Annotated in this window: 13 protein-coding genes and 1 tRNA gene; 8 read left to right on the forward strand and 6 right to left on the reverse strand. The window is 69.1% G+C overall.

Features of this window, described 5'->3' with window-relative positions; all coding sequences use genetic code 11:
• Positions 1 to 47: 47 nt before the first annotated feature.
• The gene (locus AC3B6C_RS17235) at positions 48 to 1835 is read right to left on the reverse strand and encodes an AMP-dependent synthetase/ligase (protein WP_010841682.1); all 1788 of its coding nucleotides are present in this window, start codon (positions 1833 to 1835) and stop codon (positions 48 to 50) included.
• A 236-nt stretch (positions 1836 to 2071) separates the two neighbouring features.
• Between AC3B6C_RS17235 and AC3B6C_RS17240 the strand changes: the two genes are divergently transcribed.
• From AC3B6C_RS17240 to AC3B6C_RS17250, 3 genes are all read left to right on the forward strand, one after another.
• The gene (locus tag AC3B6C_RS17240; protein WP_010841681.1) at positions 2072 to 3844 is read left to right on the forward strand and encodes a DEAD/DEAH box helicase; all 1773 of its coding nucleotides are present in this window, start codon (positions 2072 to 2074) and stop codon (positions 3842 to 3844) included.
• Between the two features lie 192 nt (positions 3845 to 4036).
• Complete coding sequence (locus AC3B6C_RS17245) at positions 4037 to 4369, forward strand: rhodanese-like domain-containing protein (RefSeq protein ID WP_014926391.1); 333 nt, start codon at positions 4037 to 4039, stop codon at positions 4367 to 4369.
• Positions 4370 to 4472: 103 nt separating this feature from the next.
• Positions 4473 to 8666, forward strand: a complete 4194-nt coding sequence (locus AC3B6C_RS17250) for an AAA domain-containing protein (protein WP_488373595.1) — start codon at positions 4473 to 4475, stop codon at positions 8664 to 8666.
• A gap of 35 nt (positions 8667 to 8701) precedes the next feature.
• Here the strand turns inward: AC3B6C_RS17250 and AC3B6C_RS17255 are convergent, their stop codons facing one another.
• Both AC3B6C_RS17255 and AC3B6C_RS17260 read right to left on the reverse strand, forming a co-directional pair.
• Positions 8702 to 9511, reverse strand: coding sequence for an SIR2 family NAD-dependent protein deacylase (locus tag AC3B6C_RS17255; RefSeq protein WP_014926393.1), 810 nt, complete (start codon positions 9509 to 9511; stop codon positions 8702 to 8704).
• A complete protein-coding gene (locus tag AC3B6C_RS17260; RefSeq protein WP_488373596.1) occupies positions 9508 to 9933 on the reverse strand; it encodes an HIT family protein in 426 nt (141 codons plus the stop codon). The genes AC3B6C_RS17255 and AC3B6C_RS17260 overlap by 4 nt, the downstream gene beginning before the upstream one ends.
• A gap of 565 nt (positions 9934 to 10498) precedes the next feature.
• Here AC3B6C_RS17260 and AC3B6C_RS17265 point away from each other — a divergent pair.
• Positions 10499 to 19774: a fatty acid synthase subunit beta domain-containing protein gene (locus tag AC3B6C_RS17265; RefSeq protein ID WP_488373598.1), complete on the forward strand. Its 9276-nt coding sequence runs from the start codon at positions 10499 to 10501 to the stop codon at positions 19772 to 19774.
• Positions 19775 to 19812: 38 nt separating this feature from the next.
• Positions 19813 to 20205 (forward strand): holo-ACP synthase AcpS, encoded by a 393-nt coding sequence (gene acpS, locus AC3B6C_RS17270; RefSeq protein WP_033203568.1) that lies wholly within the window; start codon positions 19813 to 19815, stop codon positions 20203 to 20205.
• Between the two features lie 16 nt (positions 20206 to 20221).
• On the opposite strand, the gene AC3B6C_RS17275 is transcribed toward acpS, so the two are convergent.
• Positions 20222 to 20848, reverse strand: a complete 627-nt coding sequence (locus AC3B6C_RS17275; RefSeq protein WP_010841674.1) for a TetR/AcrR family transcriptional regulator — start codon at positions 20846 to 20848, stop codon at positions 20222 to 20224.
• Between the two features lie 10 nt (positions 20849 to 20858).
• Positions 20859 to 21335 (reverse strand): thioredoxin-dependent thiol peroxidase, encoded by a 477-nt coding sequence (gene bcp / locus AC3B6C_RS17280; RefSeq protein ID WP_010841673.1) that lies wholly within the window; start codon positions 21333 to 21335, stop codon positions 20859 to 20861.
• A 154-nt stretch (positions 21336 to 21489) separates the two neighbouring features.
• Here bcp and AC3B6C_RS17285 point away from each other — a divergent pair, with 154 nt between their 5' ends.
• The 3 genes from AC3B6C_RS17285 to AC3B6C_RS17295 all read left to right on the forward strand — a co-directional run bounded on the left by AC3B6C_RS17285 (position 21490) and on the right by AC3B6C_RS17295 (position 23424).
• Positions 21490 to 21714: a DUF3618 domain-containing protein gene (locus AC3B6C_RS17285; RefSeq protein ID WP_010841672.1), complete on the forward strand. Its 225-nt coding sequence runs from the start codon at positions 21490 to 21492 to the stop codon at positions 21712 to 21714.
• Between the two features lie 127 nt (positions 21715 to 21841).
• A tRNA-Lys gene (locus AC3B6C_RS17290) sits at positions 21842 to 21914 on the forward strand.
• Between the two features lie 295 nt (positions 21915 to 22209).
• A complete protein-coding gene (locus tag AC3B6C_RS17295) occupies positions 22210 to 23424 on the forward strand; it encodes a L,D-transpeptidase (protein ID WP_193748562.1) in 1215 nt (404 codons plus the stop codon).
• A 69-nt stretch (positions 23425 to 23493) separates the two neighbouring features.
• On the opposite strand, the gene AC3B6C_RS17300 is transcribed toward AC3B6C_RS17295, so the two are convergent.
• Positions 23494 to 25545, reverse strand: a complete 2052-nt coding sequence (locus AC3B6C_RS17300; protein WP_488373599.1) for a neutral/alkaline ceramidase — start codon at positions 25543 to 25545, stop codon at positions 23494 to 23496.
• Positions 25546 to 25831: the final 286 nt, after the last annotated feature.

Here is a 25831-nt window from a genome sequence, read left to right on the forward strand (position 1 = left end):
GCGGCCCGGGGGCATCCCGGGCCGCGGCGAGTCGTGATGAGTTCTGCTCAGGTGTAGAGGTCGGCGATCGCTTCCTTGTGCGCGTCGTGGATCACGTTGCGCTTGAGCTTCATCGTCGGGGTGAGCTCACCGGTGTCGATGGTGAAGTCGGTGTCGAGGATGGAGAACTTCTTGATCGCCTCGGCGTTGGAGACCTTGGTGTTCGCCTCCTTCACCGCGGCGTCGATCTCCGCCTTGAGGTCGGCGTTCTCGACCAGGTCCGAGATCGGTGTGTCGGCGGGCAGCCCGTGACGGTCCAGCCAACCGGGCACGGCCTCGGCATCGATGGTGATGAGCGCCGCGATGAACGGCTTGTTGTCGCCGACGACGAGGCACTGGCTCACCAGCGGATGCGCCCGGATGGTGTCCTCGAGCTGGGCCGGGGAGACGTTCTTGCCGCCGGCGGTGACGATGAGTTCCTTCTTGCGGCCGGTGATGAACAGGTATCCGTCGTCGAGCGTGCCGATGTCTCCGGTGTGGAACCAGCCGTCGCGGATGGCGTCGTCGGTGGCGGCCTGATTCTTCCAGTACCCGCCGAACACGACCGGTCCCTTGAGTAGGACCTCGCCGTCCTCGGCGATGGCGACGGTGACGCCCGGGATCGGACGGCCGACCGAGCCGACCTTCTGATTGTCCTCGTTGTTGGCGGTCACCGCAGCCGTGGTCTCCGACAGTCCGTAGCCCTCGTACACCGGGATGCCCACGCCGCGGAAGAAGTGACCGAGGCGCGCACCGAGCGGGGCGCCACCGGAGATCGCACCCTCGCACTGGCCACCCAGGGCGTCGCGCAGCTTGCCGTAGACGAGCTTGTCGAAGACTGCGTGGCGGAGCTTCAGGCCGAGTCCGACCTTGCCGGCCTCGATCGCCTTGCTGTACTCGATCGCCGTGTCGGTGGCCTTGTCGAAGATCGACCCCTTGCCGCCGTCGTAGGCCTTCTGCTTGGCGGAGTTGTACACCTTCTCGAACACGCGGGGCACCGACAGCACGTAGTTCGGCTTGAACACGCCGAGGTCGGCCACGAGGTTCGTCAGATCATTGGTGTGTCCGAGGACCACGCCGTTCTCCACACAACCGACCGCGACGACGCGGGCGAAGACGTGTGCCAGCGGCAGGAAGAGCAGCGTCGACTTGCCCTCGCGCATGCCGGCGCCGACCGCGTCGCGGGTCGCGGCGGTCTCGGCCAGGAAGTTCGCGTGGGTCAGGAGCACACCTTTCGGACGTCCGGTGGTGCCCGAGGTGTAGATCAGCGTGGCGGCATCGGACGACAACGCGTTCGCATGACGCTGGTCGAGGTCGGCATCGGCGATCTTCGCGCCGCGCTTGGTGACCGTGGGGAGCGCATGCTCGTCGATGACCAGGGTTTCCTTGAGGGTCGCCGTCTCGTCGATGACCCGGAGGTGGCGGGTGTAGTGCTCGTGGTTCTCGACGAACAGCAACGTGGCGCCGGAGTCCTCGAGGATCCACTGGACCTGGTCGGGCGCGGAGGTCTCGTAGATCGCGACGGTGCACGCTCCGGCGCGCCAGATCGCGTAGTCCAGGACGGTCCATTCGTAGCGGGTGGAGCAGAGGATCGCGACGCGGTCCCCGGGCTGCACGCCCGAGGCGATGAGACCCTTGGCGACCGCGTCCACCTCGTCGGTGAAGTGCTTGGCGGTGACGTTGACCCATTGGTTGTGCGAGCGCTTGCGGAAGAGCGGCATCGTTGGGCGCTCCGCGCGGTAGCGCAGGATCGTGTCGACGGTCGTCGCCTTGTCGTCGATCGTGAGATCGGACGGGGTGGCGTACTGCTGCTGCATGGCACTCCTGAGACGGGAGAACAAATGGACATTCCGGACATCGGTATGCGTGTGACCGGGGCCGATGGCCGGATGAGTGGCACTGACAGTACCAGTATTCGTGGGATGCATCACACCGGTCGACAAGCGTGGTTCATGCCCTGCTCACGGGGCCGATGCGACCTCGCACGGGCACGATGCCGACTTTCTGGTGGAGGGCCACTACAGTTGAGGGCGATGAATGAGACTTCCGCCGCATGAGTACTTCCGATCACGGCGAGCACGACGCCCCGGCCGACCCTTCTGTCGGCTCGTTCGACGACCTCGAAATCGATCCGCGGGTCCGCGCCGCCGTCACCGATGTCGGCTACGAGACGCCGTCGCCGATCCAGGCGGCCACCATCCCGACCCTCCTGTCGGGGCGCGACGTGGTGGGCCTGGCGCAGACCGGCACCGGTAAGACCGCGGCCTTCGCCATCCCCATCCTGTCCCGGCTGGACACCTCGGCGCGGACGCCGCAGGCCCTGATCCTGGCGCCGACCCGAGAACTGGCCCTGCAGGTCTCCGAGGCCTTCGGCCGCTACTCGGCGCACATGCCCGAGGTGAAGGTCCTGCCGATCTACGGCGGGCAGTCCTACGGCGTCCAGCTCGCCGGTCTGCGTCGTGGCGCGCAGGTCATCGTCGGCACCCCCGGGCGCGTCATCGATCACCTCGACCGCAAGACCCTCGACATCTCGGGACTCGAGTTCCTCGTCCTCGACGAGGCCGACGAGATGCTGACGATGGGCTTCGCCGAGGACGTCGAGCGCATCCTGGCCGAGACCCCGGACACCAAGCAGGTCGCGCTGTTCTCGGCGACCATGCCCAGTGCCATCCGCCGTCTCGCGCAGAAGTACCTGAACTCTCCGCAGGAGATCACGGTCAAGTCGAAGACCGCGACCGCGCAGAACATCACCCAGCGCTATCTGCAGGTCTCCCACCAGCGCAAGCTGGACGCACTGACGCGGTTCCTCGAAGTCGAGACCTTCGACGCCATGATCGTGTTCGTCCGCACCAAGCAGGCGACCGAGGAGCTGGCCGAGAAGCTGCGTTCCCGCGGATTCTCCGCGGTCGCCATCAACGGCGATCTCGCCCAGGCTCAGCGCGAGCGAACGATCAACCAGCTCAAGAACGGTTCGATCGACATCCTCGTCGCGACCGACGTCGCCGCGCGCGGACTCGACGTGGACCGCATCTCGCACGTCGTCAACTACGACATCCCGCATGACACCGAGTCGTATGTGCACCGCATCGGCCGCACCGGGCGTGCCGGCCGGTCGGGCAATGCGCTGCTGTTCGTCTCGCCGCGCGAACGTCACCTGCTCCGCGCGATCGAACGCGCCACCCGGCAGACGCTCACCGAGATCGGCCTGCCCAGTGTCGACGACGTCAACGCCCAGCGGGTGGCGAAGTTCGCCGACTCCATCACGCAGAACCTGTCGTCGGAGAACCTCGACCTGTTCCGCGGGCTGATCGAGAACTACGCGCGGGACAACGATGTCACGATGGCCGACATCGCCGCAGCGCTGGCACTCGAGACGCGGGACGGCGGGTTCCTGATGACCCCGGACCCGCCGCAGTCCGAGAAGCGCCCGGAGCGTGAGCGTGCTCCGCGGCGCCCCGGCGCGAGCTTCGCGACGTACCGGATCGCCGTCGGCCGCAAACACAAGGTCTCGCCCGGCGCGATCGTCGGTGCCATCGCCAACGAGGGCGGCCTGACCCGCGCCGACTTCGGCAACATCAGCATCCGCGACGACTTCAGCCTCGTGGAACTTCCCGACGACCTCGACAACGAGACCCTGTCCAATCTGCGGCACACGAAGATCGGCAAGAATCCGATCGACATCCGCAAGGACATGGGGTCGCCGCGCACACGTGGTGGTGCGAAGCGCGGCGCCGGGGGTCACGGAGGCGGACGAGACGGTCGTCGCGGTGACAGCTGGGGCAAGCGTCCGTCGCCGCGCGTGGCCGGCCGCGGTCGTCATTCCTGACCCGTCGGCGCCCGCCTACCAGAAGTTGCGCACAATTGTGCAGTTCTGAGAGCTGTGTGAGAAAACTTGTCAATCCGAGATCGTTCCGTAACCTGGTCAGCGGGGGTCATCCAAGCGCGGATCATCACGCGGTGGTCGACGCGAGCATGATGAGACACGGATATTTCTAGCAACAGGATTGGTGAGTCACCGGTGTCAGTGGTGAATGCGATTTCAGCAGCAGAGGCAATGAGTCACAGCCGCGAGGGGAACGCGGTCGTCGTGGATGCACGTCCGCAGGTGATGCGGCATCAGGGCAGCCTGCCGGGTGCCCTCGTGGTCGATCCCACCGAGGTGCCGACGCGGTTCGCCCCCACACCCTCGGGCACCTTCCCGGTCATCCGTGACCGCGACACCGAGATCGCCGTGGTGTCGGTCCGGTCGGAGGCCCCGCGGATCGCCGAGCAGATCGCCGAGTGCGGCTACACCAACGTGCGCTACGTCGACGGCGGCTACCGCGCGCTGCGTTCCCGCACCAACGGTTGAGACGCCGGTTGGTGATCCGACGCCGTCCCGCGCGACTGCGCGGGTTCCTCTGACCAGCGTCTTGTAGCGTAGGAGTCGCCGGCCACGAGAGGAACACATCGGTATGCAGGATGACGCTCGCGAGATGCTGCGCGATCAGGTCACCCGGCTGATGACGTTTCTGGCCGATCTCGTCCGGTCCCGCTCCGGTGACGTCCACGACATCACCGACCATCCCGGTCACGTCTGGGTCGGTCCGTCCACATCGGTGCCCGTGCGCTCGAATGCCCTTCCAGGCCAGGTGGTGGTGGAGCTCCAGCGCGAGGCGGCCGACGCCGGGTCACCGGATTCTGCGTCTTCCCGGCTCGGCGACCTCGTCGACGCGCTTGTCGACAATCCCGAGGAGCTCGAGCTCGTCGTCGCCTCAGCGCTGGTCACGGTACGAGATGCCGACGACGACGACGCCGCGCCGATCGTCCGGGAGCACCTTCTCACCCAGGCGCTCGTCGTCGATCGCGACGAGGACGACACGATCCGGCTGTCCCTCGGCGCGGGTTCGTCGCCGGCCGTGCACGACACGCATCTCCTGGCCGCGGTGGACGGACTCGATCTCGCGGGAGCGGTCAAGATCCGCGGCAAGTTGTCCGCGCAGTCCTCTGTGCTGTCTCCGAAGACCACCGAGCTGGTGGCCGAGTGGCGCGAGGCGATCGATGTCGACACGGCACGGGTGAGCCTCGAGGTCGAGGCCCGGCCGGCTGTTGTCCTGCGCCGCCGAGGGGTGGAGAGCTCGCTCGCCTTCTACGACGCCATCATCGCCGACCTACGGGACGAGAGCTCGGAGGTGCCGGTCGGACTGGCGCAGCTCGTCCGGCCGATCGAGGCCGCCGACCGACTCGCCGCACTTCGGGCGCCCGGCGTTCTCGAGCCCGCGGAGCTGGTCGCCGATGCGCTGTTCCCGCTGCCGTCCAACGTCGAACAGCGTGACGTGCTCGCCCGGCTCGGCGCGGACAGCGGCGTGGTGGTCGAGGGTCCGCCCGGCACCGGTAAGACACACACCATCGCCAACGTGATGTCGGCGCTGCTGGCGAAAGGTCAGCGCGTCCTGGTGGTGAGCGAGAAGGCTCACGCGCTCCACGTGCTCCGGGACATGCTGCCGCCCGCGCTGCGGGCACTCACGGTGTCGATCGCCGATGTCTCCCAGGACAGTTCCGAGGGCATTGTCGACGCGGTGACCGAGCTCGCCGAACGCAAGGCGTCGTTCACCCCGGGCGTCGCGGACGCCGAGATAGCGGATCTGGCTGCACGCCGGGATCACGCTCTGCGGCAACGAGATCAGACGCTGCGCGAACTGTGGGACCTGCGTGCGGACGAGACCGAGATCCACGAATGGGTCGCGGGGGACTACCGCGGCTCTCCGGCGCAGATCGTCCGACGGGTGCGGGCCGACGCCGCCGCGTTCGACTGGCTGCCGGGTCCGGTCCACGGCGCCGTTCCGCCGCTGGACTCGGCCGAGTTCGTCCGGCTGGCGGAGTTGCTCGCGAGCACCGGGGGCTCCGATTCACGTCTCACGCAGCGCTTCGTCGACCTGGACGACCACCTGCCCGAGCCGGGGGAGATGGACGCGATCTGCGATCGGATCGCCGCCCGGCCCCGCGAGCCGATGGCCGGTGCCGGGACCCTGATGTCCGTGCTCGACGGGGTCGACAGCGCCCGGCTGGTCCGGATCAAGGACATCTGCGATGACCTGGCGGTGGCCTCCGGCGAGGTGGCCTCGTACCCGGATCCGATCATCGACATGGCTGACCGGCTGCTGGCCGGGCGAGCCGCACATCTGTGGTCGCGTGTGACGACGTTGTCCCCGGTCATCGCCGAGGCGGCTCGCCGGGATCGCGACCTGGGTGCGCACACCGTCGTCGTCGACGGGAACCGGCCCGGGGACGCCGCACTGTTCGACGCCGCTGCCGACTACCTGCGCGACGGCGGACAGTGGCGGGGACGGTTGCGTCGTTCACCCCAGCAGCGCGCACTGGAAGACGCGCCGGTGCGGGCCACGGTGGACGGTCGCCCGCCCCGGGACGAGGCGACGCTCCGCCGGGTCGCCGATCACCTCACCGTCGTCGACGCGACCCACCAGGTGCATCGCATCCTCGCGGATCTGCACGTCCCGGTCGACGCCTCGGGCTCGCGGTCGGCACAGCTCGACCACCTCGTCCGCCTCGACACCCAGCTGACATGGATCTCGCGGCTGCTCACCGGGCGCGAACACCTGGTGCGGGAACTCGAGGCGGTCAGTCCTGGCGGGCCGAGGCCGCGCACCGTCGCCGAGGTGGCCGAGGTCGCTCATCAGGCGCGATCGGTCGCCGCTGCCAACGACGCGGTCCTCGCCGAGCAGGAGCTCGCCGACCATGTGTACGGACTGACGACCGAACTCGAGAAGGGGCCGTCTCCGGAGGGGGACGCGCTGGTCTCGGCACTCGGCACGGCCGACCCGTCCGCGATCCGGGACGCGCGCCGCGCGTTCGCGGCCGCCGCGGCCGAGGCCGAGCAGCAGAACGCCCTCGAGTTGCTCGGACTCCGACTGCGCAGCCGCGCACCCGAACTCGCGAAGACCATGTGGGCGAGCGCGCGGGATCCGATCTGGATCGAGCGCGCTCGGGACATGGGTGCGGCGTGGGCATGGCGGTTCGCCCACACGTGGGCACAGGACCGTAGTGATCCGTTCGCCGAGGACCGGTTGCAGTCCTCGCTTGACGCGATCGAGGTCGACATCGCGGCCCTGACCACCCGTCTCGCGTCCGCGCGTGCCATCCGAGAGCTGCTGGCGCGCACCACCGCCGGCGAGCTGCAGGCCGTTCAGTCCTATCGCGACCACATGATCAACCTGGGCAAGGGATCGGGCAAGCACGCCAATCGCTTCCGGCGCGCGGCGCGCGAGGCCATGGTGGAGGCGCAGAACGCCGTCCCCGCCTGGATCATGTCGATCAGTCAGGTGGCCGAGACGCTGCCGCCGCGCCGCAACTCCTTCGATGTGGTCATCGTCGACGAGGCGTCGCAGGCCGACATCACGAGTGCCTTCCTCCTCTGGCTGGCGCCGCGGGTGATCGTGGTCGGCGACGACAAGCAGTGCGCGCCCGCCGGTCTGGGCGGCACCACACTCGATTCGGCGTTCGCCGAGCTCGATGCTGCGCTGCCCGATCTGCCGACCTACCTCCGCGACGGGCTGACGCCCCGGTCGAGTCTGTTCTCGTTGCTGCGCAGCCGGTTCGGCAACGTCGTCGGTCTGCGCGAGCATTTCCGGTCCATGCCGGAGATCATCGAGTTCTCGTCGCGCCAGTTCTACGGCTCCGCGCCGCTGATCCCGGTGCGCCAGTACGGTTCCGACCGGCTCGAACCGCTACGGGTGGTCGCGGTCGAAGGGACCGCGACGGGAACCGGCAACGGTGTCACCAACGACGCCGAGGTGGCCGCGATCGTCGAGGCCTTACGAGGTTGTCTGGCCGATCCGGCCTACGACGGACTGGACTTCGGCGTGATCGCGTTGCAGGGCGTCAAGCAGGTCGAGGCGATCGAGAAGGCGCTACGCGCCGAGATCGACTCCGACACCTGGCGTTCGCGGCGTATCCGGGTCGGGTCCCCGCCGGACTTCCAGGGCGACGAGCGACGCGTGGTCTTCCTGTCGATGGTCGTCTCGGACGCCGGCGCGATCTCGGCGCTGAGCCGGGCGGAGTCCCAACGCCGAGTCAACGTCGCGGCGACCCGTGCCATGGACCAGTTGTGGCTGTTCCACTCGATCGGTCTCGACGATTTGCGGCACAACGATCTTCGTTACTCGTTGCTGTCCTATGTCACGGCCAACGAGGGACCCTCGATCGGGGCGATGCCCAGTGACGTCCCCGACGATCGCCGCGTGCCCCCGTTCGACAACCTCCTCGAGCAGCGGGTGTTCAACCGTCTGACGGCACTCGGCTATCACGTGAGCCCGAAGGTCACGGTCAACAACCGGGTCGTCGACTTGGTCGTGTTGGGGGCCGACGCGCGCATGGCCGTCGAATGCGATGCCGACGAGTTCGCCGGGACCGGGCAGCAGGCACGGTCGGATCTGGAACGTGAGCGTGAATTGCGCCGCTGCGGTTGGCAATTCGTGCGGGTGCGGGAGTCGGAGTTCGAACTCGATCCCGATCGCGTCCTGGATCACGTCGCGACCGTACTCGACGAGCGCGGATGCAAGCCGGGTTCGCTCGTGGCGGTGCAGAATCAGGACAGCGCGGTGCGGGACGCCGTCAGGTGGCAACCGATCGACCTCACCGCGGGGGAGTGACGCACCTCTGCCGCCGGGCCCGCCGACGCCGTCGGTCAGCCGAGTGATCTGAGCAGCGCGGGCAGGCCGACCGCGGCCGGCATCCGCAGGCTGTGGGTCACGACGTCGGAGAGAGCGGACGGCGCGGGGTTGAACTCGATGACCGGGATGCCCGCGCGAACCGCTCGTTCGGGCAATGCGGCCGCTGGGTAGACGATCCCGCTGGTACCCACCACGAGCACCACCTCCGACGCGCGAAACGCCTGATCCGCACGCTGCCAGTCCGATTCGGGCAGTGCTTCGCCGAACCAGACGATGCCGGGCCGCACGGCCCCACCGCAGCGCGGGCAGGTGGGCGGGACCACACGGGGGTCGTCCGACGCCGCGCCGGGCTGGTCGTCGGCAGGATCGGGGCGCGCACCGGGTCCGTCGTAAGGGGTCCCGCAGACCGAACACCTGGGGGCGAACAAACTGCCGTGCAGATGGCTGACGACGTCGCTACCGGCCCGTTCGTGGAGGTCGTCGACATTCTGCGTCACGACCATGACGGTGCGTGAGGCGGCGAGTTCGGCGAGTGCGAGGTGGCCGGCATTGGGTTGCGCGGCAAGCACTTCGCGGGCGCGCCAGCGGTACCATCCCCAGACCAGTGCCGGGTCACGTGCCCACGCCTCGGGGGTGGCGAGTTCGGCCGGGTCGAACTTCTCCCACAACCCGGTCTGGACGTCCCGGAAGGTCGCGATACCGCTCTCGGCCGACATGCCCGCGCCGCTGAACACCGTGATCCACTCCGCGCGGCGCACGAGGTCGGTGACCGCGGCCGGGATCGGTGTACCGGAGTCCGCGCCGGGCGGCCCGGCGAAGGTCATCCGGCGGACTCGATGCAGGCGCGGACCAGGGCGGCGGTCTCGTCGGTGTCGGAGTCGCGGCGGACGAGGAAGCCCTTGGCGAAGCTGAGCTTGTCGCCGTCGTGCCGGGGCACGACGTGCAGATGGGTGTGGAATACGGTCTGGAAGGCTGCTCGGCCGTCGTTCACCGCCAGGTTCACACCGTCGGCCGACATCGGCCCGGTCTTCATCGCGGTCGCCAGTCGCTGGCCGGCGCGGAAGAGCGCGGCACCGATCGTCGGGTCCAGGTCGTCGAGGCCGGCGGAGTGGACGCGGGGTACGAGAAGGGTGTGTCCGCGGGTGATCGGCCGGATGTCGAGAAAGCCGACCACGTCGTCGTCGGAGTAGACAATGCGCCCCGGGGATGTGCCCGCGACGATGGCGCAGAAGATGCAACTGCTCATGCGGCCGACTCTAGGTCACTCGCTGTCCGATCACGTCGGGTCACGACGCGCGGCGGGTGTTTCACATCACATAACGTTTCCATAACGGTTGACCGAGCGAAGACTCGGCCATCGGCATACCGCCGGGTATGTTGCCTGGCCTGGCGCTTTTCGGACCCTTCCCATGCCGGTTGACATGGTCCCCTAAGTTACCGGCGCGGTTACTGGCCGGTATACCGACAGGTCACCGCCAAACATGAGGGTTCCCTCACTTTCGTGTGTCATCATAGGAGTCACGTTCACGCCGACGCCGGCTCCCGACGAGTCGGTTGTCGTCAATGCTGTTGTGCAGCAGGCGTGTTCATTTGTTGTACCAGCTAGCTCGGCCCGGCAGTGTCGCCATGGCGGCCGGTCGTGCGCGCGCCGTCGACGAGTCCTTTCACTGCAGCGCACGAAACCCGGGTGCTGACAGCGTTCTCGTGACCGACGCGAGATCCACACCAACTGCACAACACCCCCGACATCTACCGCACCTACACACTCCGCAAATCCACACTCTGAGACCGACCACCACAGAGGAGTATCCGTGACAGTCGACCAGTTCCGCTCCGGCTCGCAGGGCGCCGCCAACGCAGAACGCCCCACCACCACGCTCATCGAGCGGCTCACGCAGGGCGAGCCCTATGCGATCAGCTTCGGCGGGCAGGGCGGCGCATGGCTGCCCACGCTGACCGAGCTGGTCGTCGACGCCGACCTCGAGCACCGTGTCGCCACGATCGTCGACGCCGCCGAGCGTCTGGTCGAGCCGGTCGCCGACGAGCTCGTCGTGGCACGCGTGTCCGGCTTCCACCCGCTCACCTGGGTCCACGCGCACGACGCGGGAGACGACGTCCCCGCCGAGGCCGCTCTCGCCGACTTCACCCTCTCCGGCCCGGGTGTGCTGCTCACCCAGCTCGCCGCCGTGGAGGCGCTCCGCAAGCAGGGTCTGGACACCGCCGTGCTCCCGCCGAATGCCGTGGTCGGGCATTCCCAGGGGTCGCTGGCCACCGACGCGGTCGGCGCCGAGGGCCGGATCGCCGAGTCCGGTCAGGGTCTGCTGCTGGCCGTGGCGCACCTCATCGGTGCCGCCGGCTCGCTGATCGCGCGTCGCCGCGGTCTGGGCGTGACCACCGACGGCACCCCGATGCTCGCCCTGACCAACATCAGCCCGGCTCGCGTCGACGAGATCCTGGCCCGGTACCGGGACGGTCTGCACGAAGACGATCTGGCGACCGCGCCGGTCGTCGCCATCAAGAACAGCCGCACCGCGGTCGTGCTGTCCGGCGCGCCGCGGCACCTCGCCGCGTTCGCCGCCCTCTGCGAGCGGATCGCCGCGACCGAGGCCGACGAGCGCAAGCGCAAGGTCACCGGCGGGGCACCGTTCGCGCCGAAGTTCGACCAGCTGCAGGTGTCGGTCGCGTTCCACCACCCCGCGATGGCCGAGGCCGTCGAGCTGGTCGGCCAGTGGGCCGATCGCTGCGGCATCGACCGGGACCTCGCCACCCGTCACGCCCATGACATCCTCGTCGGCCACGTCGACTGGGTCGCGTCGGTCGACGAGATCGTCGCCGGCGGCGCCAAGTGGGTCCTGGACTTCGGTCCCGGGGACATCGCCACCCGTCTGACCGCATCGCTCGTCCGCGGACAGGGCGTCGGACTGGTTCCGGCGGCCCTGCGCGTCGGACAGCGCAACCTCTTCAGCCCGGGCGGCGTCCCCGAGGTCGCCACCCCGTGGTCGCAGTTCGCACCGACCCTCGTCGAGCTGCCCGACGGCCGCACCGTCGTCGAGACCTCCTTCACCCGCCTCACGGGTCGTTCGCCGATGCTGCTCGCCGGCATGACGCCGACGACAGTCGACCCGGCCATCGTCGCCGCCGCGGCCAACGCCGGGCACTGGGCGGAGCTGGCCGGCGGTGGTCAGGTCACCGAGGAGATCTTCGCGCGCAACATCGCCACCCTCACCGACCTGCTCGAGCCGGGCCGCGAGGCGCAGTTCAACGCGCTGTTCCTCGACCCGTATCTGTGGAAGCTGCAGCTCGGCGGCAAGCGCATCGTGCAGAAGGCGCGTGCGCAGGGCGCCCCGCTCGACGGCGTGATCGTCTCCGCCGGTATCCCCGAGCTCGAGGACGCCGTCGCGCTCGTCGACGAGTTCGTCGAGGCCGGACTGCGTTTCGTCGCCTTCAAGCCCGGCACCGTCGAGCAGATCCGGTCCGTGGTGCGCATCGCGGCCGAAGTGCCGCACCACCCGATCATCGTCCAGATCGAGGGCGGCCGCGCCGGTGGCCACCACTCGTGGGAGGACCTCGACGACCTGCTGATCGCGACCTACGGTGAGCTCCGCGCCCGCCCCAACGTCGTGATCTGCGTCGGCGGCGGCATCGGGACACCCGAACGCGCCAGCGAATACCTCACCGGCACCTGGGCGGCCGCCCACGGCTACCCGGCCATGCCGCTGGACGGCATCCTCATCGGCACCGCGGCGATGGCGGCAAAGGAAGCGACGACCACCCCCGAGGTCAAGCAACTCCTCGTCGACACCGTCGGTATCGACGAGTGGATCGGTGCCGGTCACGCCACCGCCGGAATGGCCTCGGGCCGTTCCCAGCTCGGCGCCGACATCCACGAGGTCGACAACACCGCGTCGCGCTGCGGCCGGCTGCTGGACGAGGTCGCCGGTGACGCCGAAGCCGTGTCGGCCCGCCGCGACGAGATCATCGCCGCGATGGCCGACACCGCGAAGCCGTACTTCGGCGACGTCGCGGCCATGACCTACCGCGAGTGGCTCGACCGGTACGCGGCACTGGCCGTCGGCGACGCCCGCGGTGAGCAGGTCCCGTGGGCCGACATCACCTGGCAGCAACGCTTCGTGGAGATGCTGCAGCGCACCGAGGCGCGCATGCATCCCCAGGACTCCGGGCCCATCCCGACGATGTTCGCCGAGGTCGCCGCTGCCGCCGATCCGCACGCCGCGATCGACGCGCTCGGCAGCGTGTACCCCGAGATCGACACCGACGTCCTGCATCCCGCCGACGTCGCGTTCTTCCTCGAGCTCTGCCGTACCCCCGGCAAGCCCGTCAACTTCGTGCCGGTCATCGACAAGGACGTGCGCCGCTGGTGGCGCAGTGACTCCCTGTGGCAGGCGCACGACCCGCGCTACGGCGCCGACGCCGTGTGCGTCATCCCCGGGCCGGTCGCCGTCGCGGGCATCACCCGTGTCGACGAGCGCGTGGGCGAGCTGCTCGACCGCTTCGAGGCGCAGGTCGCGGCCGACCTGCAGGCCGCGGGGGAGCGCCCGTCTGCCGTCGCCTCCCGGCACCGCGCCGGATTGGCCGAGGAAGCCGGTGTGCTGACCGCGGTGCTGGAGTCCGACGACGTGAGCTGGGCGGGCCGGATCGTGGCGAGCCCGATCGCGCTGCTCGGCGATCGCGACGCCTGGACCGTGGTCGGACCCGAGCGGGCCGAGCACGCCGTCAGCGGAGCGTTCCTCGAGCAGGTCGCCGCCGATGCCGATTCCGACGCCGCCCGTTTCGACCTCGTCGTCCCCATCTCCGGCGCCTCCGTACGCATCCCGCTGCTGGCCGGTGAGAGCCTGCGCGACGGTGGTTCGCCGCTGGTCGGCCTCGCCGACGCCTCGGACGCGATGCGCGAGATCCTCACCGTGGCCGCGGGCGGAAGCCTGGCCGAGGTGAACGACGGCGTGTCGGTCACGACTGTCTCCTGGCAGCCCGATTCGGTCGCCGACCACGCCGCGGTGACCGGTTTCTCGCTGCCGCCGCACCTGCGTCCGACGACCCCGACCGCCCCGTTCGGTTTCGCGGTGCCCGACACGCTCGTCGGCGCCTGCTGGCCGAGCGTGTTCAGCGTCATCGGCGCCGCGCGGACCGATGCCGGTGACCCGGTCGTCGAGGGTCTGCTCGACCTGGTCCACCTCGACCACGCGATCGCACTGACCGGTGCGATCCCTTCCACCGCAGCCGAACTCACCGTCACCGCGCGCGCCGGCGCAGTCCGTGACGCCGAGGTGGGTCGGGTCGTGGAGGTCTCGGTGGAGATCGCCGGGCCGTCCGGCCCGATCGCGACGCTCGACGAACGCTTCGCGATCCGTGGACGCCTGGGCGCGGCCGAGCTCACCGACCCGGCCCGGGCCGGCGGTGCGCCCGTCGCCGAGCAGTCGGCCACCCGCAAGCTGATCCGGACCGCCACCATCACCGCGCCGAACCGGATGAACGGCTTCGCCGTCGTGTCCGGTGACCGCAACCCCATCCACACCGATGCGGCCGCGGCGAAGCTCGCCGGGCTCGGTGACCCGATCGTGCACGGGATGTGGCTGTCCGCGGCCGCCCAGCAGGTCGTGACCGCGACCGACGCCAAGAACCCGACGCCGTCGCCTCGTCCGCTGATCGGCTGGACCGCCCGCTATCTCGGCATGGTCCGGCTCGGGGATCGCATCACCGTGCGCGTCGACCGCGTGGGCCTCGACAACGGCCGCGAGGTGGTCGAGGTGAGCGCCAAGGTCGGCGACAACCTGGTCATGAGCGCGACCGGCCTCCTCGCCGCGCCGCGGACCGTCTACGCCTTCCCCGGCCAGGGCATCCAGAGCAAGGGCATGGGACTCGACGCACGTTCGCGGTCGAAGGCCGCGCGCAAGATCTGGGACCGCGCCGACAAGCACACCCGTGCGGCACTGGGCTTCTCGATCCTGGCCGTCGTCCGCGACAACCCGACCACCCTCGTCGCCAACGGGACCACCTACAACCACCCGGACGGCGTGCTCTACCTGACGCAGTTCACCCAGGTGGCGATGGCCACGCTCGGCGTCGCGCAGATCGCCGAACTCAAGGAGTCCGGCGGCTTCGTCGAGGGCGCCATCACCTGTGGTCACTCGGTCGGTGAGTACAACGCGCTCGCCGCGTGTGCCGGCGTCCTCCCGCTCGAGGCCGTCCTCGAAGTCGTGTTCCAGCGCGGCGAGGCCATGCACCACCTCGTCCCGCGAGATGAGAAGGGGCGCAGCGACTACCGGATGGCGGCCATCCGGCCGAGCCAGTTCGGTCTGGCCGACGCCGAGGTCACCGGTTTCGTGTCCGGCGTGGGCGAGCAGGCCGGGGAGTTCCTCGAGGTCGTCAACCTCAACCTGCTCGGCTCGCAGTACGCGATCGCCGGCACGGTTCGTGGCCTCGAACTCCTCGAAGCCGAGATCGACCGCCGCCGCGCGGAGTTCGGTGGCAAGCGCGCCTTCATCCTGATCCCCGGTATCGACGTCCCGTTCCACTCCAGCGTGCTGCGCGCCGGCGTGCCGGAGTTCCGCGGCAAGCTCGCCGAGCTGCTCCCGGCCGACATCGACATCGACATCCTGGTCGGCCGCTACATCCCGAACCTGGTGCCGCGCCTGTTCAACCTCGGGCGCGACTTCGTCGAGGAGATCGCGGCACTCGTGCCGTCGGATCCGCTGAACGAGGTCCTCGCCGACTGGGATGCCTGGGAGGCGACTCCGAGCGAGCTCGCCCGCGTGATCCTGATCGAGCTGCTCGCCTGGCAGTTCGCGAGCCCGGTGCGGTGGATCGAGACCCAGGAACTGCTGTTCAGCGGTCCCGAGCGGAACGGGCTGGCGGTCCAGCGTTTCGTCGAGATCGGTCTGAAGGGCGCGCCGACGCTGACGGGTCTGGCCACCAACACCCTCAAGCTCGACGACTACGCCTCGGCCACCACCGAGGTCCTCAACGTCGAGCGGGACTCCGACACGATCCTGGCCAAGGACGCCGGTCACGAGCCCGACGAGGACGAGATCGACGCTCCCGCGGAGTCCGCGCCCTCGGCAGCGGATGCCGCCCCGGCACCCGCGGCCGCGCCTGCCCCGGCCGCTCCCGCGGCTCCCGCGGGCGGTCCGCGCCCCGACGACATCGCGTTCACCCCCTCGGATGCGGTGAAGTCCGTCATCGCGCTCTGGACCAAGATGCGCGTCGACCAGATCGGTTCCGCGGACACGATCGAGGCGCTGTGCGACGGCGTGTCCTCGCGTCGTAATCAGCTGCTGCTCGACATCGGCGGTGAGCTCGGACTCGGTGCCATCGACGGTGCCGCCGAAGCCGACATGACCGCGCTGTCGTCGACGGTGGAGACCCTCGCCCGGGGATATCGTCCCCTGGGTGCGGTGCTGACCGACGCGGTCAGCGACCAGGTCCGCAAGGTGCTCGGTCCGCTGGGCAAGCGCCAGAACTACATCACCGACCGGGTCGCTGGCGTCTGGCAGCTGGGCCCGGGCTGGGGTCTGCACACCACCGTGGCGCTGGCGCTGGGCACCCGTGACGGCGCGTCCGTCCGCGGTGAGGCCCTGGGCAATCTGCTCGACGGTCCGCTGACGAACACCGACTCCCTCGATGCCCTCATCGACAAGGCCGTCGCCGCGGTGGGTGCGGTCAAGGGCATCCCGGTCGGCAAGCCCGCCGCCGAATCCGGTGGTGGCGCAACGGTCGACGCCGCGGCGCTCGGTGAGTTCACCGAACAGATCACCGGTCGCTCCGGTGCGCTGGCCTCGGCCGCGTACACCCTGCTGGACAAGCTCGGACTCGCCGAGGTCGCCGACCTCGCCGAGACCGCCGCGGACCCGAACGCCGAGCTCGCCGAGCTCGTCAGTGCCGAACTCGGTTCGGACTGGGCCCGTACCGTTGCTCCCGCCTTCGACGCCGCCAAGGTCGTCCTCATCGACGACCGGTGGGCGACGGCCCGCGAGGACCTCGTCCGCCTCTGGCTGACCGACGAGCACGATCTCGACGCCGACTTCGACAAGATCGTCGGCGGGTTCGCCGGAGCCGGTGACACCGTCGCCGACCACGCCACCTGGTGGCAGGGCAAGGCACTGGCCGCCGGAAATGCGGTGCACGGCCGCGTCTTCGGCGCGATCGCGCACGCTGCGGAGAACCCGGAGAAGGGTGACTACAGCCGCGAGATCGCCGTCGTCACCGGTGCGAGCAAGGGCTCGATCGCCGCAGGCGTGGTCGCCGGCCTGCTCGCCGGTGGTGCGACCGTGATCGCGACGACGTCGCGTCTGAACTCCGACCGTCTCGCGTTCTATAAGAAGCTGTACCGCGAGAACGCCCGGGCCGGTGCCGCACTGTGGATCGCCCCGGCGAACATGGCCTCCTACTCCGACGTCGACGATCTCGTCGGGTGGATCGCGGCCGAGCAGACCGAGAACCTCGGCGGCACGACCGCGGTGGTGAAGCCGGCGATGAAGCCGACTCTGCTGTTCCCCTTCGCCGCACCGCGGGTCGCCGGTGACCTCACCGACGCCGGTGGTCGCGCCGAGCTGGAGATGAAGGTGCTCCTCTGGTCGGTCGAGCGCCTCATCGGCGGTCTCGCCGACGTCCATTCCGATCACGACATCGCGGCCCGGGTGCACGTCGTGCTCCCCGGTTCGCCGAACCGCGGCATGTTCGGCGGCGACGGCGCCTACGGCGAGAGCAAGGCCTCGCTCGACGCACTCGTGCAGCGCTGGTCGGCGGAGGAGTCCTGGGGTTCCAAGACGACGCTCGCCCATGCGCTGATCGGCTGGGTGCGCGGCACCGGGCTGATGGGTCACAACGACGGGATGGTCGACGCGGTCGAGGCTGCGGGTGTGCGCACCTGGAGCACCGAGGAGATGGCGGCGAACCTGCTGACCCTGTGCACGCCGGAGCAGCGTTCGAGCGCGGTGAGCGCGCCGGTCCTGGCCGACTTCACCGGCGGGCTGGACAGCTCGACCGATCTCAAGGCCCTCGCCGCCACCGCGGCGGCGGCCGCCGAGGAGTCCGCGGACACCGAGGACGAGCCGGCGACGACCGTCGCGGCGTTGCCGGCTCCGGCGCGCGCCCCGAAGGCGATGCGTCCCGAGTGGCCTGCGATCGACGCCCGGCCCGAGGACCTCGTGGTCATCGTCGGTGCCGGCGAGCTCGGCCCGTTCGGTTCGGCCCGTACCCGTTTCGAGATGGAGGTCGACGAGAAGCTCTCGGCGGCAGGTGTTCTCGAGCTAGCCTGGAACACCGGACTGGTGCACTGGGATTCGGCGCCGAAGCCGGGCTGGTACGACACCGCGTCGGGAGACCCGGTGCCGGAGAGCGAGATCGCCGAGCGCTACCACGACGAGGTCGTCTCGCGCTGCGGTATCCGCCGCTACGCCGACGACGGGGCGATGGTCGACAACACCTCGCCGCTGCTGACCTCGGTCTTCGTCGACGAGGATCTGACCTTCACGGTCAACTCCGAGGCCGAGGCGCGGGCATTCGCCAGTGCCAACCCGGAGAAGACCAGGGTCGCGCAGAACGCGGACGGCGACTGGCAGGTCACGCGTCTGGCGGGCACCGAGATCCGCGTCCCGCGTCAGTTCGCACTGACCCGGACCGTCGGCGGCCAGATCCCGACCGGATTCGATCCGACCCGCTGGGGCGTCAGCCCCGACATGGTCGAGTCGATCGACCGGGTCGCGCTGTGGAACCTGGTGGCCACCGTCGACGCCTTCCTGTCGTCGGGCTTCACCCCGAGCGAACTGATGCGCTGGGTGCACCCGGGTCTGGTGGCGAACACGCAGGGCACCGGTATGGGCGGCATGACCTCCATGCGCGATCTGTACGTCAACACCCTGCTCGGGGAGGCCAACGCCAACGACATCCTGCAGGAGGCGCTGCCGAACATCGTTGCGGCACACGTGGTCCAGTCGTACGTGGGCAGCTACGGCGCGATGATCCATCCGGTGGCGGCGTGCGCGACCGCAGCGGTGTCGGTCGAGGAGGGCGTCGACAAGATCCGCCTCGGCAAGGCGCTGTTCGCGGTGGCCGGCGGCTTCGACGACCTCGGCATCGAGGGCATCGTGGGCTTCGGCGCGATGTCGGCGACCGCCGACTCGGCGAAGATGACCGCGCGCGGCATCGACGACCGTCGCTTCTCGCGGGCCAACGACCGTCGACGCGGCGGGTTCGTCGAGTCGGCCGGCGGCGGCACGATCCTGCTCGCCCGCGGCGACGTCGCGGCCGAGATGGGTCTGCCGGTGCTGGGTGTGGTCGCGTGGGCGCAGAGCTTCGGCGACGGCGTGCACACCTCGATCCCGGCTCCGGGTCTCGGTGCCCTGGGTGCGGCTCGCGGGTCGCTGTCCTCGCCGCTGGCCCGTGCGCTGGGTTCGCTCGGCGTCAGTGCGGACGACGTGGCGGTCGTGTCGAAGCACGACACCTCCACCAAGGCCAACGATCCCAACGAGTCGGAGCTGCACGAGCGGCTCGCGACGGCGATCGGCCGCGGCAAGGGCGCACCGCTGTTCGTGGTGTCGCAGAAGTCGCTGACCGGTCACGCCAAGGGCGGCGCGGCCGCCTTCCAGCTGATCGGCCTGTGCCAGATCCTGCGTGACGGCGTCATCCCGCCGAACCGCAGCCTCGACTGCGTCGACGACAAGATGGCGGAGTACCCGCACCTGGTGTGGCCGCGCGAGACGTTGCAGCTCGGCGAGCGATTCCCGCTCAAGGCCGGCCTGCTGACCAGCCTGGGCTTCGGTCACGTGTCCGGACTCATCGCGGTGGTGCACCCGGAGGCCTTCATCGCCTCGCTGAACCCGGAGGAGCGCGACGCATATCGGCAGCGCGCCGACGAGCGCACACGCCTGGGCAGCCAGCGGTTCCTGCAGTCGATCTGCGGTGGCGAGCCGGCCTACCAGCGCCCGCCGAACCGCCGCTTCGACGAGTCGGTCGACGAGCACGACGCCGAGGCCGGCATGCTCCTCGATCCGGAGACGCGGCTCGACGGTGACGACGTGTACGGGGCCGACGTCTCCGGCGCCGGCGTCACGGCGGCGGGAAGCCGGTGACGCATGGTGTGTCGAACGGTGCGGGCGACTCCGGCGGGATGAGTGTCCTCGGTGTGGGGATCGACATCGTGTCGATCCCGGAGTTCGGCGAGCAACTCCGGCAGCCGGGTACGACGTTCGCCGACCGGTTCACGGTCGGCGAGCGTCGGGACTCGGCGGCCGGGACCGGCGACGACGCCCGGCATCTGGCCGCGCGCTGGGCGGCCAAGGAGGCCGTCGTGAAGGCCTGGTCGGTGAGTCGCTTCTCGCGTTCGCCGCTGCTGCCGCTGATCCGGCACAGCGACATCGAGGTCGTGACCGACACCTGGGGACGGCCGGCGATCAGGCTGTCCGGAGAGATCGGTGAACACCTGCGCGACACGAACGTGCACGTGTCGTTGACCCACGACGGCGACACCGCCGCGGCGGTGGCCATCCTCGAGGGCAGGTAGCCCCACCGGCGGCGCCTCAGACCGCCGTGGACTCCTCCAGGAGCAGATAGCCCGCGAGCATCCGCTTGAGTTCGGCGACGGTCTCGTCGTGGTCATGGCCGTCCTGCACCGAGAAGCTCAGCAGCGAGTAGGCCGTGTGGACGAGCACCTGCGACATCATCTCGCGTCGCTCACGCTGTGACGGCGTGAGCGGCGCGATGATCCGTGCGACCTGTTCGGCGAGCACCCGTTCGTTCAGCGACGCGGTGGCGCGGGTCGCCGGGGTCGACTGGACGGCCAGCCACACCGCGCGTCGCGAGGGATCGGTACGCCACAATGCCGCGAGGTGGTCGAGGAACTTCTCCAGCAGGCTCGGCCATTCCAGGGACGGCACCTCGGAGGAGAACGCCGTGAGTTCCTCGCGCACGTCGACGGTGTCCTGGCGGTCCAGCTCGCAGACGATGACGTACTTGTTCGCGAAGTACTGGTAGAGGGTCCCGATGGGGACCTCGGCCCGCGTCGCTATCTCCTCGCACGTCAGCGACTCGAAACCGACGTCGATCAACAGCTCCCGGGCCGCCTCGAGCATCGCCTGGAACTTGCGTTTGCTGCGCTCCTGGGTGGGCCGCTTGCGCGGCACCAGCGGTTCGGCGGACTCGGGCATCGGGGCCGGCTCAGACGGACAGGTCGCGGCGCAGTTTGGCGACGTGTCCGGTGGCGCGGACGTTGTACTGCGCCAGTTCGATCGTGCCCTCGGCATCGACCAGGAACGTCGACCGGATCACGCCGGTGACGGTCTTGCCGTACATCTTCTTCTCCCCGAACGCGCCCCACTCGGTGAGCACCTTCTTCTCCGGGTCGCTGAGCAAGGGAAACGTGAGGCCCTCGGCCTCGACGAACTTCGCGAGCTTCGCCGGCTTGTCGGGGGAGATGCCGAGCACGGCGATTCCGGCCTCGTTCAGCTCGCCCAGGTTGTCGCGGAAGTCGCAGGCCTGTTTGGTGCAACCCGGCGTGGAAGCCGCGGGATAGAAGTACACGACGACTTTGCGTCCGGCGTAGTCCGAGAGCGAGACCGGGTCGCCGTTCGCGTCGGGCAGCGTGAACGGCGGGGCCTTGTCGCCCACGGACAGTCGGGTGGTGGTCTCTGCCATGAGAGCCAGGCTAGTGCATGGCCACATGCCCGGATGCCGGGATGTCGTAGCATCGAGACGCTGCCATCTGGCGGTTCGTCCCCGGCCCCGAGAAAGGTCGATCGGCCGGTCGGGGAAGCGGAAAGACAAACGAGAAGCGCCGGAAGGATGCAACGTGGCCGGAGATACCGAACGTATCGAGCAGGACATCGCCAAGGCCCGTGAGGACCTCGCCAGCACGCTCGACGCGCTGGCCGAACGCACCAGCCCGCAGCGGCTCGCCGACGACGCCAAGTCCAAGGCCCTCGCCACGCTGCAGACGCCCGCGGTGAAGTACGCGATCGCCGGATTGGGTGCGCTGGTGGTGCTCATCGTCGTCCGTAAGGTCGCCGCCAGGTGATCCGGTGATCCCGCCGGTGGGGACAGGGACTCGTCCGCGCAGGCCCGTCGGGCGGCAGAAACCGCGCCGACCAGGCGATTTCACTTCTGCCGCGCGGGTCCTGTAAGGTTCCATCTCGCACCGGCAAGCGCCATTAGCTCAATTGGCAGAGCAGCTGACTCTTAATCAGCGGGTTCGGGGTTCGAGTCCCTGATGGCGCACAGAGTTTCAAGACGCCTCGCATTCAGCGGGGCGTCTTGTGTCATCTCAGAAGGTTTTCGGTCGCGCGCGGGTGCTTGATGAACAGCAGGTGAACGTCCGGCGTTTCGCGTGCGCAACACGCCACTCGAACGGATGACCGGCGAAGCGTTCGGTCCGATTTCTCGTACACTGGTCGGCGACATCGGGTTCGGAATGTCCGGTTCGGCGGTTCGGGGTTCAGATGTCAGGTTTCACAGGTTGCGGGGCAGCGTGACCGGCCGGTTCGGGGTCGGGACGCCGACAGGCGGGAGTGAGATGGGGATGGGCCGTACTCGGCGGATGCCGCTGATCATCAGCGGGGTGATGTTGGCGATCGTCGCGCTGGTGACGTCGTGCACGCAGGAAGCGTCGTACTCCGACAACGTCAGCAGTTCCAGTCTTTTCGACGACCTGCTCAAGCCGGGTCTCGAGATCACCGAGTGGGCCGAACGTCCCCTGAACGACAACGCCGTCGGCGTGCAGCCCGGCGCGCCCATCAAGGTGAAGACCAGTGAGGGCACCATCAGCCGGGTGCTGATCAAGAAGTCCGACGGCACTCCCGTCAAGGGCACCCTCGCGGACAACGACACGGTGTGGGTCAGCGACGAGGCCCTCGGCTACAACCGCACCTACACGCTGGAGACCGACGCGGTCGGCATCGGCGGAGCGGTCACCAAGAAGGTCACGTTCACGACCAGCAGCCCCAACAACCTGACGCAGGCGTACCTGACCCCGAGCCCCGGCGAGACCGTCGGCATCGGGCAGCCGGTCGCGGTCAAGTTCGACGAGCCGATCGCGGATCGCCGTGCGGCGCAGCGCGCCATCCGGATCACCACCGATCCTCCGGTGGAGGGCGCCTTCTACTGGATCAGTCCCAGCGAGGTCAGGTGGCGGCCGGCGGAGTACTGGAAGCCGGGCACCAAGGTGCGGGTCGCGGTCAACACCTATGGCATCGACCTCGGTGACGGACTGTTCGGCCAGGAGAACGTGCGTACCAACTTCACGGTGGGACGCTCGATGGTCATCACCGCCGATGACAACACCAAGCAGGTCGTCTTCGAGCGTGACGGCAAGGTCATCCGGAGCATGCCGACGTCGATGGGCAAGGCAGGCGACGAGACCGACAACGGCGTCTACCTGATCGCGGACAAGCACGACCACATCATCATGGACTCTTCGACCTACGGTGTGCCCGTCAACTCGTCGAACGGCTACCGCACCCCGGTCGACTACGCGACCCGGATGTCCTACAGCGGCATCTTCTTCCACTCCGCACCGTGGTCGGTGTGGGCGCAGGGCAACACCAACACGAGCCACGGCTGCCTGAACCTGAGCCCGGAGAACGCGCTGTGGGTCATGGAGAACACCCTGCGCGGCGACCCGGTGGTCGTGAAGAACACGACCGGCGGAACCCTGTCGGGCACCGACGGACTCGGTGACTGGAACATCCCGTGGTCGGTGTGGCGCAAGGGCAACGCCGACAACGCCTGACGCCAGACAGTTCCCGGACGCCACCGAACCCGCATCGCGGTCGGTGGCGTCCGTGCGTCGGGCGGAGGATCAGCGCAACGCGACGAGGAACGTACGGCTCGTGCCGGTGACGGGTCTCGTCGTCCCGCTCGCATCGCGTCGGTCCCCGAAGTAGCGGATGCGGTATTCACCCGACGCATCCGCCGGCGGACGCCAGGTGATGGTGATCCGCGACGTGTCCGGGCTGCCGGCCGGTCGCGCCCACCGGAACTCCGTGGACCAGTCGTTGTCGTCGGCGACCGTCGTCCACCCGTACCCGGTGCGCCGTTGCACCTCCAGGTAGGTCCGCCCGTGCCGGAAGTCGTTGTTGGGGTGGGCGCCGACGAACTGCACGGTCACCGTCGAGCCGGGGCGGTACCTGGCCTCGGGCTGGCGCAGGACGTCGCCGTAGCGGTGGCCCGGAATCGGACGGTCCGCGGGGACCGGTGGCACCAGATCGGGTTGCAGGCCCGACTTGTCGACCGGCGCGGGACCCCGGCCGATCCCGCGTCCGGATGCCATCGCCGCCGCGAGCGCGGCGAACTCCTGGAGATAAGCGGACAGCGTGTATCGGCCGTACTGGGTCTCCCCGCCCTCGTAGTGCTGCAGGTCGTATTCCTCGGGCGTGGTCACGTATTGGGTGTAGGCGTTGGAGAATCCCTGCACGAGAACGTTGTCGAGATCGATCCGCAGTTCGTCGGCGACCACCTGTCGAAGTCGCAGGCCTGCGACGACGGTGACCTCGGCGGGCACGCCGACGAGCACGATCTCGCCGATACGCATGAGCTGCAGCGGTACCACCGACGGGATCCAGCCGGAGGGCGGCAGCAGACCGAGCGGGAACGCGATCAGCTTGGGCGCCTGCATGTCTCGCATCCACGGCGCGATCGGCGGGACGCGATCGCCGCCGAGGGCGGTGACGAGAGGGTTGGTCATGCCCTCGACGAGGAAGGGGAGCGGTTGCTCGTAGTTGTCCTCGCTGCTCGTCGCCACCGCACCGGCACCCATCATCGCCGGAGTCGTGGAAGCCGGCCGGCCGTCGGGGGTGTAGGTGCCCGAGATCGTGACCGATGACATGTCGACGTACCGCACGATCGAGTCGACGCCGCCGCGCGTCATCGGGCGAGCGCTGTCGAAGGCCCGCCGTCCCGCGACGTACTGACGCTCACCGATGAGTTCGCAGTTGCGTCGGTTGTTCGAGGTCGGTCCGTTCGGATGAAACTGTGCCAAGGCGAGATTCGGCGTCATGTCACCGGAGTTGGTCTGGGGGAACGCGGCGACGAATCCTGGTTGTGCACGTTCCCACAGGTGGCTCGCATAACCCTTGTTGTCGCCGGCGATGAGGACGTTGCGGTCGGTGAGGGATGTGCCGTGGGTCGGGAACCAGGTGATGGCGCCGACATCCCGGCCGCCGGAACCGTCGTGCTGCCGTAGTCGCAGCACCGTGACCCGGGGGTCGATCGCGTTCGGGAAATGACGGGTGTCCGACGACGGATTCGCGTCGAAGGCCACCCGGGACCTGTTGCGGCTGGCGTCGTGCAGTTCCTCCCGGCCGAGGGTGAGGCTGCCGGGCGCGAGGTCGTCGTGCGCGCGCACGATCGCGGCGAACATGCCGTCGACCTCGGCGTCGTAGGAGTTCTTCTTGAACCCGAATGCGGCGAGGGAGTACGCGTAGTCCCACGACGTGCCGCCGCACGAGGCGTGGGTGTGCTGCGCGTTCAGGTTCACGTTCGATTCGGAGTAGAGAGACCCGAACCTGGTGCGCAGCTTGGCCATCAGGCCCATGTGATGCGATTGGAACAGACAGGCGAGGTCGGCGGTGAGGAAGACGACGCGTTCACCGGTGGCGCGGTCGACGATGATGTAGGCCCGCGCCCAGCAGCGCTGCAGGAGCCCGGCCGCGACCTGCTCGGGATTGGAGTAGCCCATCATGCCCTGGCCGGCGACCGAGCCGGTGACGTCGGCGATGCCGCAGCCGACGAGGTAGTTCGTCGAGCCCGGCGGCGAAGCGCCGCCGCGCCCGGAGGTGAGGGCGGTTCCGAGGCCCGCGGCGGTGGCGGTCGCCGCGGCACCGGCCATCACCTGTCTGCGTGTGAGTTCCACGAGGCGTCCTTCCGGGCGTCGGACGACACCGGCAGACGTGCGGTGTCATCGCGGCAGCACCCCGACGGTGCGACCGCGTGGGCTCCGATCAGGTCAGGTCGGCGGAGCGTCCGACCTCAGTCCTTGTCGCCGCCGCCAGGGATTCCGACGATGAACCCGATCCCGATGATGATGCACGAGATCAGCGCGACGGCAGGCATGACCCAGTAGGAAGGCATGGAGTGGACGTTACTGCGCACCACCCCGATGTGCCGGGCTTCGGAGACTTTTGAGGTCGAAGGTCCCG

Source organism: Gordonia sp. 11cp, from assembly GCF_057767225.1.